Origin of the sequence: Myxococcus sp. CA051A, assembly GCF_013336705.1 — a bacterium.
Lineage (GTDB): Bacteria > Myxococcota > Myxococcia > Myxococcales > Myxococcaceae > Myxococcus > Myxococcus llanfairpwllgwyngyllgogerychwyrndrobwllllantysiliogogogochensis.
Map to the genome: position 1 here is coordinate 771,000 of NZ_JABUMS010000003.1, position 14,481 is coordinate 785,480.

Genomic DNA, 14,481 nt, shown 5'->3' on the forward strand with positions numbered 1-14,481 from the left:
ACGCAAGCCGCTGCTTGCCGCTCTTGTATGCGCCACGTAACTTGCCGCCCCCGTGGTACCCCCTCCGGAGGAGTCGTGAGCCGTCTGAAGAAGTCCGCCGTCACCCTCGCCTTGGCGCTGGCCGCCGCCAGTTGCTCGGACCCGGTCGACAAGGCGGCCAAGGCGCGCATCTTCTCGCCGGAGGACCCTCCCAAGGTGGTTGCCTCCGCCCAGCAGAAGCTCCCGCCGGAGGATGTCGCGGAAAACCCTCAGGTGGCCCGCCGAATCCTCGGCATGGACGCCGCCGAAATCACCGAGCGGCTGGGTCCCCACCGCTACCAGGCCACCCTCGGCTACGAGTGGACCTCCGCCGAGTCCAACCCCGTGAAGCTCACCGAGACGCGCACGTTCCGCGCGGGGCCCGGGGGTGTCAGCGGCGACTTCCACGGCGTGCTGGAGAACTCGAGGGACCAGGGCCTGGAGGTCATGCGCGTGGGGGGACAGGTGTTCGCCCGCAACCGGTATGGCCCGTTCCGTCAGCGCCTTCGTGACCGCGGCATGGCCGAGCGCACCCGCACGGAGTTGACCGGCGCCATCCGCGACTTCGACATCCTCTTCCAGGGGCGGCTCAAGCTCGCCCCGCAGGGCACCGTCACCTATGAAGGGCGCACGGCGTGGCGCTACGTGGTGACGCTGGCCCCGGCCACGGAGGGCGATGCGTCCCGACCGCTGCCGGCGCTGTTCCAGTCCAAGGGGGGCTCGGACGAGACGACGCGTCGGCGCGCGAACTTCTTCGCCCACCGGCTGCCGCGCTCGCTGGATGGCGAGGTGCTGGTGGACGCGGCCACCTCCGTGGTCCTCAAGGCGCGGCTGGACGGGCGCGTCGGGGTGCCGTCGGAGAAGACGCCCGAGGCGGCGGAGTTGCGGCTGACCTTGGAGGCGTCCCTGTCGGAGCTGGGCAAGGACCCGAGGCTCGCGCCGCCCGAGGAGTTCCTCCCCGACGCGGACAAGCCCCAGGGCATCGCCGACGCGCTGGACCGCTTCGGCATCGAGCGCGCGAAGCCCGAGGGTGCCAAGAGCACGACGCCGGGTGAGGCGCCGCCCGAGCCCGAGGACGAGGCCGCGCCGGAGTAGTTCGTCGAGCGGGTGGGGCGCCCGGGTGGGCGCCCTACTGATGCCGCCGCGCCGGAGTCGTTCGTCGAGCAGGTGGGGTGCCTGGGTGAGCGCCCTCCCGGAGCGGTCCCGGCGGAGCCGTCCGTTGAACGAGTGGGCCTCCTCCCGAGGAGGCCTCCTTCGAGCCGGACAAGCGAGTCATGGGAGCCAGGCGCGCGGGTCGTCCGAGCCAGGTCGCCTGCCCTGACCGCATCGCCCGGACACCCGTGGCAGGGGCGCCATTGCGCCTCTCAAGCCCCTGGATTTACGTGGGATTCCGGGTGGCGTGTGCCTTGCTCTCCCTGGGCCCATGCGCTGTCTCCGCCTCCTGCTCCTGTGCCTGTGCGGGCTCGTCACGCCGCTCGCGAGGGCGGAGCCTCCCTCTCGCAGTCTGGGCGTCACCGTGTTCCCGGTGGGGGCGTTCGTCCTGAAGGACCCGGACGGGCGGCGGGAGGTGGGCTACAGCGCCGGGCTGGCGTGGAGCTATCGCCGGGAGCAGTCCCTCCTGGAGGTGGGCGGACATGTGGCCTCCAACCGCCGGCTCACCGAGGCGACCCCCATGTCCCTGCGAATCACGATTCCCGAAGCACGCCGGGTCCGCCCGTACCTGGGGCTGGGGGTGAGCCTCCTGGTGTCCCACGGCCGGGAAGGGGAGGAGCCGCCGCGTGTTCTCCAATTGGGGCCGGAGCTGTGCGGGGGAATGGACGTGGAGCTGGGACGCCGGCTTTTCCTGTCCGCCCAGGCCCGCTACCAGAACTTCTCCGCCAGCGGGTCTCCCTTTTCCGGGCGGCGCCAGGCGCTCTCCACCGCGTTCCTGGGACTGGGAATGCACCTGTAGGCACCCTCTGGCGCTACAGGGCGGGAGCGACCTGTTGGAAGAAAATTTGCGCCAACTCTTGCGTCCTCTACAATCCCCGACGGTTGCGGCTCGGACGCGTCCGACATGCTCGGATGTTCAGCGGACTGCACAACAAGGGAGCGGAGATGGAGCGCAAGGTCGGGAGTAGCACGGTGACGGCCAAGGAGGTCAAGGCGGCGCTGGAGAAGACGCGCACGCTCACGGCCGAGGAGGAGAAGGCGCTGCGCATGCGGCATGGCGCCGGCGCTTCCAGCACGCGAGCCCCGCTTCCGCGCGCTGCCGGTGACAACGAAGAGCTGGGCGACGAGCTGCTCGTCATCGAGATGCAGTTGATGAAGGCCATGCGCGCTCGCGCCGCGGCCAAGACGCCGGCCACCAAGGCGGCGGCGCCCGAAGCACCCCGTGCTCGCGAGACGGCCGCCAACCCGACGAAGGACAAGATCGTCCGGGCGCTGCGCAAGAAGAAGTAGTCGCTCGCGCAGCCACCACTACCGGTTGAGGATGGCCACGAGGCGCTCCCCCGCCTCGGGCAATGCCAGCGGCGTGCCCGACACCTCCGTGGCCAGTCCTTCCGCGTCATCCGTTCCACCCCGAGCGTACAGCCCCTTCAGCCAGGTGGCGGCGTTCGGGTTCCTCCAGAAGTCCTCGTTGAAGCGCTCGGTGAGGCGCGTGGTGAGTCGGGCCTCCAGGGCCCAGGCTCGCAGGTAGTGCGCCACGTAGAGCTGGGGGTCCACGTCGTACAGGTAGAACCCGGGATGTGGCTCCGCGAAGAGGGCGCGGCGCTGGCCGTCGGCGTACTCGTCGGCGCGCTCGGTGGACGGGCCCTTCCTGCAGAGTGACAGCTCGTAGGACAGCTTCGCGCAGTGGCGGCGCAGCACGCTGAGCGACTGGAACGCGGCCATCCGCGCCGTGTCGCGCGCGAGCATCGTGGCGAGGCCCAGGTAGCGCTTGAGCCAATCGGAGGACAGCAGCAGTCGCTCGAAGACGGCGGCGTGCGCTTCCGTCACGGCCGCGTCGCCCAGGCGGCGCAGCTCCATGGGCAGGTCCTCCGAGACATGCGCGCGGTGGTGGGCGTGGCCCAGCTCGTGGAGCAGGCTGCCCACGGCATCAAGTCCGCCGCGCGGCTGGAGCACCAGCCGGATGTCGTCCGGCACGCGGATGGTGACGACGAAGGGGCGGGGGGACTTGCCGGGGCGGTCCTCCTCGTCCAGGTGGATGCGGCCTCCGGCGTTGGGCGTGAAGCCCCACTCGCCCATCCACTGGCGCACCGCGGGCCACGCATCCTCGCGGCGGAAGTGCTCGTCCAGCCATGGCGCCTGAAGCGCGGCCTGGACGTCATGCCGACGCGCATCACCACCAGGCAGGGGCCGCAGTTGCGGGTCCGTCTTCCTGAGCACGTAGGCGAACACGTCGCGGTAGGCGTCCTCGGTGCGCTTCAGCGTCTGCTCGGCGGCCTCGGCGAGCTTCGCGTAGGCGATGCCGGTGACGTCCTCGCGCAGGGACGGATAGTCCTGGGCGCCCAGTCGCTCGGCGGTGAGCAGGGCGGCTTCGCGGCGGTCGCCATAGGGGCTTCGGTGTTCCCAGAGGTAGTTGCCGACGGCGCGCTCCAGGCCGGCGCGGCGGGCACGATTCGGTTCGTGGGGGAGTCGCCCCATGGCCCCGGTGAAGTTGAAGGACTCGTCGTCGACGTTGAGCACCGCGTTGGCTTCCACGGTGGCCATGGCCTGGGCGGCACGGGCGGCGAGGGCCTCTTCCACCTGGGTGGCCACCAGCTCGCGCACGAGTTGGATGCGGCGGGCGGCGAGGACGTCGTTCTTGGCTCGGGCCTTGGCGAGCGCCTCGCTGGCGGCGACGAAGGTGTCCGGGGCGGACAGCTCCGGGAAGGAGGCGTGGAGGCTCGCGATGGGAAGCTCTCGCGCGAGGCCGGCACCATGCCGGTACTGAAGGGTGGCCAGCTCGGCGAGGAAATCGTCCAGCCGTGTGCGGACGGCGTGTAGGGGGCGGTCCATGGGGCGCGGACCGTACCAGGGCTGGCGAGCACAAAGGGCCGAGGGTGGGATGCTCCGTCGCTTGTTGGCCCCTGGAGGACAGGTGAATCCCAGCGAGCGAGCAGGCTCCGGCTTGTGGTTCGCCGTGCCTTTCTGTAGCGAGCAGCCCGGCATTGGAAGTGTGTGAGGTGGGCCGTGAAGCGTCGGACATTCCGGGCGGAAGGCGCGCGGGCGGTGGTGGAGGCGGTGGCCGCGGAGCTCGGCTTGCCCGTGGAGCAGGCGCGTGGGCTGGTGGAGGTGGGCGCCGTGTACGTGGCCGGGCGGCGCTGCCGGGATGTGAAGGCGCGGCTGGCCCCCGGGCAGGTGGTGGCGGTGGTGCTGGAGGAGGGAGGGCAGAGCCCGCTGGAGAAGGCCCCCGACGCCCCCACGTTCCGCGTGTTGCATGAGGACGCGGAGGTCCTCGCCGTGGACAAGCCGCCGGGGCTCCCCGCGCAGCCCACGGAGGCGCGCGTGGGAGGCAGCCTGGTGGACCAGGTGAGTGGCTACCTGGGACGCGAGGCGGGACTGGTGCACCGGTTGGACCGGGAGACCTCGGGGGTGACGGTGTTCGGCAAGACGCCCCAGGCGACGTCGGCGCTGGCGGCGGAGTTCCGGGAGGGTCGGGCGCGCAAGCGCTACGTGGCGGCCACTGGCCCTGGGCTGCCCGCATCGGGGACGGTGGACCTGCCGTTGTCGAAGGACCCGTCGCGTCCGGGGCGCTGGCGAGCGACTCGCGCGGCGAACGGCGTGCCCGCGCTGACGCACTTCCGCACGCTGTACGCGGGGCCGGAGTTCTGTGTGGTGGAGCTGTTGCCCCAGACGGGACGCACGCACCAGCTGCGGGCGCACCTGACGGCGCTTGGCGCGCCCATTCTCGGGGACTCGCGCTATGGCGGCGCGGAGCGGGCGGGAGGCGTCGACGCGGCCCGCTGCCTGTTGCATGCGCAGGCGCTGGAGCTGGCGCATCCGCGCACGGGAACGCCGCTGCGAGTGGAGGCTCCGGCGCCCGAGGACCTGCTGCGCTTCTTCACCCTCGTGGGCGTCGCGGTTCCCCAGGGGACCGTGCCCGAGAAGTGAAGGGGCTCACCGGGGTTTCGTCCGGCCGGGCCACACGGGGCAGGTCGGGCTCGGCCTCCAGGGCGGCCACACCTGGCATGAGGCGGTGGGGGAGGGCGTCGTCGTCCGCATCCATCCGGGCGAGGTCGAGGGCTTCCCGGAGCGCCCGGTTCAGGTCCGCCACCAGACCTGGGCCGCCGCCGTCAAGTTGCTCCATCCCTGGGTCGTGGGCGGCCAGTCCCGCCAGGACGGTGAGGGTGCCCGCCGAGCCACCGTCGACAGCAGGCAGCCGAAGGTCCTGGAGAGTGCCTTTCAGGAGGCTCGCCGTCGCTCGGGCCACGGGGGCCTCGGCATTTCGAGCGGGAAGAATGACGGTGACAACCGGGATGGCCGTCGTTGTGTAGACTGCCGCACCCATGGGTGGCGTGAGAAACGGCAAGGACGCCGGCACGCCGGAGCCCGCGGCCGTCCGACAGGAGGTGCCGCGAACCGGCATGCTCGAGGTCGGGTCGACGGACGATGCGGAAGTCGGGGTGGCTCGCCACCTTGGTGCCGCTGTGCGCTGGCTGCGCGAAGGTGCGCCCTCGCGGGCCTTCGAGGAGCTGGAGAAAGCCGGCCGGACCCTTCCCATGTCGCCGCGCCTGGCCGCGGGGCTCGTTCGCTTCGCGCGACTCGCGGGTGTCGAGGCTGTTGCCATCGGGTTGCTGGATTCCGTTCCCGCCACCGCATCCGCCGAGGTGCGTCGCGCTGTACGGCGTCAGCTCGCGCGGGTGTTGCGCAAGACAAACCAGGCACCCCGAGCAGTCTTGGTGCTGGAGGCCCTGGTGGGAGAGTTCCCCGAGGAGCGCCGCGCGCGGCGGGTCCTCGATGTGCTCCGCGCCAGGGGTGGGGTGAGCGGAGGGCGCGCACCGTCGCCGACGAGCGCGGTGCTGGAGAAGCTGCCCACGAAGAAGTCGGGCGTGCAGGCCATGGCGGTCTGGGAAGAGGACGAGGTCGACTACCACGCGGCGACGGTGGTCGACGTCACGGGTGCGACGTCGGGTCCGCCTGCCGTGGTTTCGGTGCCGCGTACGCTCACGATGGAGCTGGCGCGGGTGCAGTTCCAGGTGGAGGGCCCGCCCCTCGGGTTGTCGATGGTGGGGGCGTCGCCTGGAGTGGGCTCCGGTCGGGGAGAGCCTCCCGAGGTTGGAAGCATGTCGGAGGCTCCGACCACCGTGGTGCCGCGCGCGGCGGAGGCCGTGTCGCTGGAGGATGCGTCTTCAGCGCGTTCCGTGCAGGCGCCCACGTCGTCGGCGAGTGCGCCGGTGGTGCCGTGGGATGTGGACCCGACCGAGTCGGTGCCGAGCGCGGGGGCCTCGTCGGGGCAAGAGTCCTCGGAGCAGGGGTTGCGCGACAGCGGCTTGTTGTCCGTGGACTCCGCGCCATCACGCGCGAAGTCGGAGGCTGCGGCGAGTGGGGTGGTTCATGCTCCCGCCACGGAGGCTTCGGCGGAGCTGTCGTTGTCGAGGGACGCAGGTCCCGGAGCTGTGCGAGGCGTGGCGGGGAGTGATGCGCCGGGTGCGTTGCGGAATGCGGCTCCGGCGATGGAGCGGCTCGACAAAGAGGCTTCTCCGACCGAGGCGGATTCAATCGCGGGGGGGAGCCGCACGGGGACGTTGCCGACCGAACAGGCTCCTCGTGCTGGGCAAGGTGACGAGGCGGCTACATCGAGCAATGCAGTCCCGCGTGCTGCGGCAGACTTCTCGAAGGACCCGTCGAACAACGGAGCCCTGAGTGGACCGGGTGACGCGGAAGTTTTGCCGAGCGACGTAGCGTCAACTGGGCTCAGCGACGCAGAGGTCTCGCGCAACAAGGCGGCTTCAACAGCACCCAGCGACATAGCGGCTACGCCCAGCAAGCAGGCTTCAACAGGGGCCAGCGACGCAGCGGCGACGCCCAACAAGCAGGCTTCAACAGGGACCAGCGACGCAGCGGCTTCGCCCAATAAGTTGGTTTCACCTGGGCCGAGTGGCGCAGCGACTCTGACGAGCGAAGTGGCTTCAGCCGGGCCGAGTGGCGCAGCGCCCCTGGCGAGCGAGCTGGCTTCACCTGGGCAGAGAGGCGCAGCGCCTCTATCGAGCGACGTGGCTTCAGCCGGACAGAGTGGTGCGGCGCCTCTACCGAGCGAGATGGCTTTAACTGGGCCCAGCGGCGTGGATGCCTCGCCCAACAAAGCTGCTGCAACTGGGCCTCTCGATGAGGAGGCCCTTCCCAACAAGGCGGCATCAACCAGGCAGAGTGGCGCAGAGGCTCTTCCGAGCGAGTCGGCTTCAACTGGAACTCGCGATTCGGGGGCTCCGCCCAACAAGGCGGCTTCAACCAGTCAGAGTGGCGCGGACGCCTTGCCGACCGGAGCCGCATCGAGTGCCGGGCTGAGTGAAGTGGAAGCCTCTCTGTCCGAGGTGGCTTCCTCAACCTCATCGAGTAGTGCGGCCGTCGGAACGAAGGCACGCGCCGGGGTAGGGCAATCCGAGCATCAGGTCGTGGCCGGTGCGAAGCCGACGGACTCAGTCGCTTCGCCAGCCCGTACTGCATCAAGCGCTGCCCATCCTCGCCTGGGGCACGCCTCGACACAGGTCGCGTCGAGCTTGGAGTTGACCGTTCCGACGGCTTCGCCCATCGGAGCCGAGCCGAGCGTGAGTCGGACCGATGCGTTGGCTCTGCCTCTCGATGCCGAGTCCATCGCGGGCCGCGCTGACACGGGGGCTTCCTCAAGTCCGTCCCCGGCAAGCACGAACCTGACTGACGAGATGGCTTCGTCGTCTCGTGCCGCGTCGAGCGATGAGGCTGCTCCTTTGGCGGATTCGGCCCCTGGGTCCACTCGGGCCCTGGCGGACGAGTCCCCGACCGAAGCCGACCTCCGCGCGAAGACCCAGGTGGAGATGCCGGCGGTCAGGGTCGAAGACCTGTCTTTCCCCTGGGATGTTCCCCCGCAGGAAGCGCCACCACCGGCGCGCGCCGCTGCTGGAAGCCCAGGCCGCTCCTCGAAGGGGAAGCCTGTCTTCGCGAGCCCGCCCCCCGTGCTGCACCCGGTGGGCACGGAGCCCGCTCGCTCCAGGACGCAGCCAGCGCCATCCATCACGAGAGCTGAAGAGGCTCCGCGTTCGGAGACGATGGAGGTTCCTCTCGCCGACCTCTTCGCCGCACTGGGCGGTGCACCGCCCGGTATGTCGGCACCGGTCCGCGCGGAGCCCGTGCCCCGGAACATGGGCAGCCCCGCCACGGTGCCGCCGTCCCGAACGGGGCGACCTGGGCCCGTGGAGTCCACTCCTGGCGAGGACGCGGAGGAACTGGCGCGTTCGCAGAAGCTGGAGGCGCAGTTCGTCGCGCGTCGGGCCTGGCGTGAACTGGCCCAGCTGTACCTCAAGCGCGCGGACCGCGCGAAGGACCCCGTGGCGCGGGCGGAGGCGCTGACGCGGCTCGCGGAGGTGATGGAGACCGAGCTCCAGGACCCCGCTGGCGCGGCGCGCATGTACCGGGAGATTGTCGAACTGACCGGTGACCGGGCCGCGCTGCGTGAGCAGGTCCGGTTGCTGGCCTCGCGTGACGACGCCTCGCTGGTTCGGCGTGCGCTCGATGAGGCGATTCAGCATGCGAAGACGGGCCGCGCGCGCGCCACGGCCCTTCTGACCCGAGGAGAGCGCTGGCTCCACATGGGGGAGCCGCAGAAGGCCCGCGCGGATTTCGAGGCCTCGGAGGCGCTTGTGCCGGGGCTGATTCCCGCGCTCGCAGGCCTTCTGCTGTGCGTCGAGGACGCGGAGCGCTCAGTCATCGCGACACGCCTTCGCTCGGTGCTCGCCACCACGCCACGTCGGGCGGCCGACCGCGCGGAGGCGCTCCGGGTGCTCGCGCGTACGGCGGAGGAACAGCTCGATGATTCGCGCCTGGCTCAGTGGGCCTGGGGCGAGGTGCTCATCGAGAGTCCCGACAGTGAGCAGGCCCGTGAGCGGCTCCTGTGGCTCGCGCGAGAGCTGGGGGACATGGCGGCGCTCGGGCAGCTTCTTCGCGCCCAGATTGCGCGCGAGTCGCGGGGGCCCGTCGCGCGGCAGTCCCGCCTGGAGTTGGTGGCCACGCTGGAGTCGTCGGGAGACAGCGAGGCCGCGCTGAACGAGCTGCGTCAGGCAGTGCGCTTCGAGCCAGGGCACAAGGAAGCGTGGCTGCTGCTCGTGGAGCGCCTGCTGGCGCGCGACAACAAGGGTGAGGCGGCCTGGGCGCTTGAGAATGCGGCCACCGCGACGGAGGACGAACTCGAACGCGAGCAGACCTGGGACAGGCTGGCGCGGATGTGGCGTGAGTCGCTCCGGAATCCCGAGCGCGCTCAGGTCTATGCAAGGCGCGCGGAAGGGCTGAGGCTCGCGCGTGAGGAGCGGGAGGCGGCTCCCCCCGAGCCTCCTCGCAGCGCGACACCTCGCCGTGAGCCGAGCGGACCCAAGTCACCGCTCGTTCCGTTGCCCGTGGCGACGACGTCTCTTGTCGCGGCAGGGCGCGATGACTTGTCCGAAGAGATTACGTCGACCTCCGACCCCAGTGTTTCTCCTGGTGGGGCCGCGGTCGAAGGCTCGGAGCGTTCATCGGGGCCGCGTGGCGAGAAGGGCGGCGCCGCACAAGCCTCCGTGGCTGCGAGTGTTTCGGCGGCGCGCGGGGACAAGGGACCGGGCGCGGCTCAGCGGCTAGAGAGGGCGACGATTCCTCAGGGGGCCGTTTCTGCTCGAGGTGGCGCGTCTGACGCTCGCGAGGAGTGGGGCGGATCGCCATCGGGAGGGCAAGGCGCTTCGGTCGCGCGCGGTGAGAAGGGGTCCGTGCTCGCTGGCGGAGCCACCGCGCAGGGCAGTGGCGGAGGAGCGCGCGCGGAGAAGTCGGCGCCGCCTTCTGGCACTTCCTCCGCGTCGGGGGCTGTCGCTGCGCAAGGCGCGAGATTGGCGGCGCCTGTGAGTGCAGCTGCCGCGCAAAGTGATGCAGCGAGCGCCCATGGTGAGAGGGCAGCACCAGCCCGGGCCGAGGGTGTTCGCGCCGAGAAGCCCGCCGCGTCTGGTGCACGCGTCGAGCAGCCTGTCGCGTCCGGCGCACGCGCCGAGAAGCCCGTCGTGTCCGGCGAACGCGCCGAGCAGCTCGTTGCGTCCAGTGCCCGCGCCGAGAGGCCCGCGTCTCCTCGGGCCGATGGCGTACGCGCCGAGCATCCGGCACCTGCCGGGGCCACGGGAGCGCGCGCCGAGAAGCCCGCCGCGCGCGCCGAGAAGCCCGCCGCGCGCACCGAGAAACCCGCGCGCCCACCGGGTCGCGCGCAAGAGTCGCGCGAGGACCCGCTGGGTTCATTGGGCCCGGAGCTCGACAGACCCGCGCCGTCGGGGTCGACGGTGGCCTTCGGCGCGAATGTCCCCGTGCGCGCGGACAAGCCCGCCGAAGCAAAAGCCCCCGCCGCCCCACCACCGCGCGCCCCCGCTCCTCGCGCCGAACGTCCCCCCGCGCCCCCGGCCCCTCCGGCCGACAGTGCCCCTCCCGCGCGCGCCCAGGGCACCGCGCGTCCCGCGAGCCCTCCAGAATCCCCCCGAGGCGGCAAGGCCATCGACCTCATGAGCGGCAAGCCCATGGACCTCGATGCCGCGTCCGTCCCCGAAACGCGCGTCATCTCCTGGGAAGCCCCGCCGGGACGCATGGACCCCGTGCGCCGCGTCCTCCGTGGCTCTCGCCCCGAGGGCACCTCGGCCGGTCCCGCGCCGGGCCGCACCTTCATCTCGAAGCCCGCCGCGCAATCCGAGCGTCCCTCCGTGGGCGCCGCCGAGACGCGCGAGAACCCCATCGTCGTCCCCGAGCCCGCTCCACCGGCCGACACCGAGCCCGAGGTCTTCCGCCAGCTCCGCGAGCGCCCCCTCGACACCGTCTCCTACGCGAACCTCGCCGACTTCTTCGACACCCGAGGCGACGCTCCGCGCGCCGCCCTCATGCGCGAAATCGTCGAGGCCCTCGCCGGCCGCGACGTCCCCGTGCCCCGGCTCCAGCGGCCCGCCCTCACCGTCGACGAGCGCGCGGGCCTGCGTCACCCCGGACTGCGGACCTCCTCGGGTGAACTGCTCGCGTGCTCGGGCATCGCCCTCTGTCGCCTCTTCCCTGCCCAGGGCCGCGCCGCCGACGCCTCCGAACCCCTGCGCGCCGTCGCGGGCCCGGGCGCTCCCGCCGTCCTCGACGCCCTGCACACCTCCGCGCGAGTGCTCGCGGTGAACCTGCCGGAGCTCGTGCTCGCCGAGGACGATGGTCCGCCCTTCACCGCCGTCCACACCGACAAGCCTCGCCTGCTCGTGGGCCGCGCGGTGATTCGCCAGGCCCTGCCCGCCGCCGAGCTGCGCTTCCACGCAGGCCGTGCCCTGCTGTCGCTGTCACCCGATCTGCTCGCCCTGCGCGCGCTCAAGGGCGCCCAGCTCCTGCGCGCCCTGGCCCTGCTGTCCACCGTCCTCAAGAACCCGAAGGACTCCAGCGCGGACGCCCGGCTCGTGCGCGAAACGCTGTCCCCGCGCGCCCTGGAGCGCACCCTCGAGCTGCTGGATTCCGGCACCCGGGACTTCAACGCCTCGTCCCTCGCGGACGCCGCGCGAGACTCCGCCAACCGCGCGGGCCTGGTGGCCTGCGGTGGTGTGGGGCCGGCGGTGACGGTGATTCGCTCCCGTCGCTCGCAGGACTCGGAGCTGGTGGAGCTGCTGCGCTTCGCCGCGTCCGAGCGCTACCTCGCCCTGCGCGCTCCCCGCTGAAGCTCAGTTCATCTGCATGCGGATGGTGAGCGCCAGCATGCGGCTCTTCTCGCCACCCATCTCGTACCGGTACGCCAGGTCCAGACCGCCGCCCGTCTCGGTCATGAAGCCCAGGCCCGTGCTCAGCCGCGACGTGCGCGTGAAGCCGTCATACGAATAGCCCGCACGCAGCGGAACCTGCATCCCGAGGATGTACTCCAGGCCACCGCTGTACGTGAGCGTCGTCTTGTCGTTCGTCTCGAAGTCCGCGCGCACGTCACCGGCCACCGTCAACATCCCCGAGTTGATGCCGAGATGACCCGTGTAGTACCGCGTCAGCTCCACGTTGTTGGTGTTGATGAGGTTGTGCCCGGACACCCCGGCCACCAGTGACTGGGACAGCCGGAACAACAGGCCCGTGTCAACTGTCACCGAGTTGGCATATCGGTCCATGCCACTCATCCGGAGGTAGCGCGCCGCGGCACCAATCAGGATGCCCGGGGTCAATGGAAACCCCACGCCCAGCGAGCTGAGATGGGCGGTGGTGCGAGCGCCGCCGCGTCCCAGGCTGACCCAGTGGTAGTCCATCCCCATGGCCAGTTTGCTGGTGGCGCCGTCGATGACGGAGACGCCGAGCACGCCCTCCTTGATGCGGTGGTCCCAGGCCGCTGTCCCCTCGACGCGGTAGGCCGGATACAGGGCCATGGCGGCGGGGTTGCCCAGGATGGCCTCCGTGCCCAGGCCGAGGGCGCGGTAGGCGCCGCCCATGCCATAGGCGCGTGCGCTCATGACGTCCCTCAGGTCCTCCGAGGGCTGGGCCAGGGCGGCGGTGGAGACACACACGGCGAACAGCAGCACGACGGGGCGGAGCGACATGGGGCCATCATCCTAACCAGCTTGATGGGGTGGGTGGGCGCCAATAGATTCCCTGGCCCCATGTCCGCCAACGCACCGAAGGCAGAGCCCCTTATCCGTAAGTGTGTCATCCCGGCAGCCGGGCTGGGCACGCGCTTTCTTCCCGCCACGAAGTCCGTGCCCAAGGAGATGTTGCCCATCGTCGACACTCCCACCCTCCAGTACATCGTGGAGGAGGCGGTGTCCGCCGGCATCGAGGATGTCGTCCTCATCAATGGCCGCGGCAAGGGCGCCATCGAGGACCACTTCGACATCGCCTTCGAACTGGAGACCACGCTGCGCGCCCGGGGCAAGACGGCGGACGCGGACAAGCTGCGCGCCATCGCCGACCTGGTCCGGGTCGTCAGCATCCGCCAGAAGGAGCCCAAGGGCCTGGGCCACGCGGTGCTGTGCGCCAAGAGCGCCATCGGCAACGAGCCCTTCGGCGTGCTGCTGGGCGACGACATGATTGACGCCGAGGAGCCGGGCATCCGCCAGCTCGCTCGCGTGTTCCGCCAGTACAACCAGGCCGTCATCGCGCTGATGGAAGTGCCCGATGACGAGACGCACATGTACGGCATCGCCGCCGGCACGGACCTGGGCGACGGCGTCATCCGCATCGACCGCGTCGTGGAGAAGCCGAAGAAGGGCACCGCGCCCTCCAACCTCGCCGTCATCGGCCGCTATGTGCTGCCCCCGGAAATCTTCCCCATCCTGGAGCAGCAGACGCCGGGCGTGGGCGGGGAAATCCAGCTCACCGACGGCCTGGCCACGCTCCAGCAGTCGCACGGTCTGTTGGGGTACAAATTCAAGGGTCAGCGCTATGACGCGGGCGACAAGGTGGGATACCTGAAGGCGAACATCGCCTACGCCCTCAAGCGCCCCGAGCTGCGGGGCGGGTTGCTCGAGTACATGCGTGAGGTCGTGAAGACGGAGAAGCCGTGAAGCGCATCGTCGCACTCGTCGCAGTCCTGCTGTCCTTCACCGCTGCCGCCTACGTGCTGCCGGGAGGCTCCATCCTCCGGCGCATGGTGGGGGAGCGGGACGAACTGAAGCTCTCCGGGCTGCGAGTGGAAGGCTCGCTGAGCTTCAGTGGCCCCGGGGTGAAGGAGGCGGGCTCGGCGCTGGGCACCGCGACGGACCGTCCCGACGTGCAGGGCGACGGCGTGCTGTACCTGCGCATGCCGGGCCGCTGCCGCTTCGAGGCCTCGGTGCCGGACGGCAACGCGCGCACCGCCGTGGTGCAGGTGGCGGGGCGTCGCCGGCTGGAGGGCAATGACATCCCGTCGCTCTCCGTGCTCGTCGCGCAGGTGTGCCCGCTCTTCGCCGCGGGCGGCGGGCCGGTGCAGCAGCTCAAGGAGTCGGTGCAGCAGTACCTTCAGGGGCTGGGTGTCGACACGTCCCGCACGGGCCTGGCGCGCTTCAGTGGAGAGGTCGCGTATGTGCTCGGCGACCAGGCCGAGGGGCGTCCCCAGTTCTGGGTGTACAAGGACTCCTTCCGCCCCGCGCGGCTGCGTTACACGGACTCCGCCAAGGTCGCGTGGGACGTGCGCTTCCTGGACTACAACTCGCCCGCGGTGGGTGAGGCGATGCCGCGCAGCATCGAGGTGTGGCGCGGTGACCAGCGCGTCGTGCGCTTCACCGCGCTGAAGGGCGACACCCGGGCCACGGTGCCCGACAAGCTCTTCACGCCGTAGTCACCGGGACACCGCCGACACTTCCGCCGGGGCGTTGACGCGTCACGGTGGTGGAGCGG

10 protein-coding genes are annotated in these 14,481 nt (G+C 71.0%); 7 read left to right on the top strand and 3 right to left on the bottom strand.

Annotation, left to right across the window (positions count from 1 at the left end; genetic code table 11):
- Positions 1-75: 75 nt before the first annotated feature.
- The 3 genes from HUA74_RS13090 to HUA74_RS13100 all read left to right on the top strand — a co-directional run bounded on the left by HUA74_RS13090 (position 76) and on the right by HUA74_RS13100 (position 2,460).
- Positions 76-1,113, top strand: a complete 1,038-nt coding sequence (locus tag HUA74_RS13090) for a hypothetical protein (RefSeq protein ID WP_141646491.1) — start codon at positions 76-78, stop codon at positions 1,111-1,113.
- A gap of 328 nt (positions 1,114-1,441) precedes the next feature.
- Positions 1,442-1,969 (top strand): hypothetical protein, encoded by a 528-nt coding sequence (locus HUA74_RS13095; protein WP_141646490.1) that lies wholly within the window; start codon positions 1,442-1,444, stop codon positions 1,967-1,969.
- Positions 1,970-2,115: 146 nt separating this feature from the next.
- Positions 2,116-2,460, top strand: coding sequence for a hypothetical protein (locus HUA74_RS13100; protein ID WP_141646503.1), 345 nt, complete (start codon positions 2,116-2,118; stop codon positions 2,458-2,460).
- A gap of 18 nt (positions 2,461-2,478) precedes the next feature.
- Here HUA74_RS13100 and HUA74_RS13105 read toward each other — a convergent pair whose 3' ends face one another.
- On the bottom strand, positions 2,479-3,999 hold the full coding sequence (locus tag HUA74_RS13105; RefSeq protein WP_141646489.1) for a peptidase M3: 1,521 nt from the start codon (positions 3,997-3,999) through the stop codon (positions 2,479-2,481).
- A gap of 174 nt (positions 4,000-4,173) precedes the next feature.
- On the opposite strand from HUA74_RS13105, the gene HUA74_RS13110 reads away from it, so the two are divergent.
- Positions 4,174-5,094, top strand: a complete 921-nt coding sequence (locus HUA74_RS13110; RefSeq protein ID WP_174454796.1) for an RluA family pseudouridine synthase — start codon at positions 4,174-4,176, stop codon at positions 5,092-5,094.
- On the opposite strand, the gene HUA74_RS46795 is transcribed toward HUA74_RS13110, so the two are convergent.
- Positions 5,045-5,770, bottom strand: coding sequence for a glycosyltransferase family 2 protein (locus tag HUA74_RS46795; RefSeq protein WP_371745664.1), 726 nt, complete (start codon positions 5,768-5,770; stop codon positions 5,045-5,047). The two genes, HUA74_RS13110 and HUA74_RS46795, sit on opposite strands and share 50 nt — an antisense overlap.
- A 2,455-nt stretch (positions 5,771-8,225) precedes the next feature.
- On the opposite strand from HUA74_RS46795, the gene HUA74_RS13120 reads away from it, so the two are divergent.
- Positions 8,226-11,852: a hypothetical protein gene (locus HUA74_RS13120; RefSeq protein WP_174454388.1), complete on the top strand. Its 3,627-nt coding sequence runs from the start codon at positions 8,226-8,228 to the stop codon at positions 11,850-11,852.
- Between the two features lie 3 nt (positions 11,853-11,855).
- Here HUA74_RS13120 and HUA74_RS13125 read toward each other — a convergent pair whose 3' ends face one another.
- Positions 11,856-12,707 carry a hypothetical protein gene (locus HUA74_RS13125; protein ID WP_141648657.1) on the bottom strand — a complete coding sequence of 284 codons (852 nt, stop codon included), beginning with the start codon at positions 12,705-12,707 and terminating at the stop codon, positions 11,856-11,858.
- Positions 12,708-12,767: 60 nt separating this feature from the next.
- Here HUA74_RS13125 and galU point away from each other — a divergent pair, with 60 nt between their 5' ends.
- Entirely contained in the window at positions 12,768-13,670 is a 903-nt protein-coding gene (gene galU / locus HUA74_RS13130; protein WP_174454797.1) for a UTP--glucose-1-phosphate uridylyltransferase GalU, read from the top strand.
- Positions 13,667-14,422 carry a hypothetical protein gene (locus HUA74_RS13135; protein WP_141648655.1) on the top strand — a complete coding sequence of 252 codons (756 nt, stop codon included), beginning with the start codon at positions 13,667-13,669 and terminating at the stop codon, positions 14,420-14,422. Before galU ends, HUA74_RS13135 begins: the two co-directional genes overlap by 4 nt.
- The last annotated feature ends 59 nt before the right edge of the window (positions 14,423-14,481 follow it).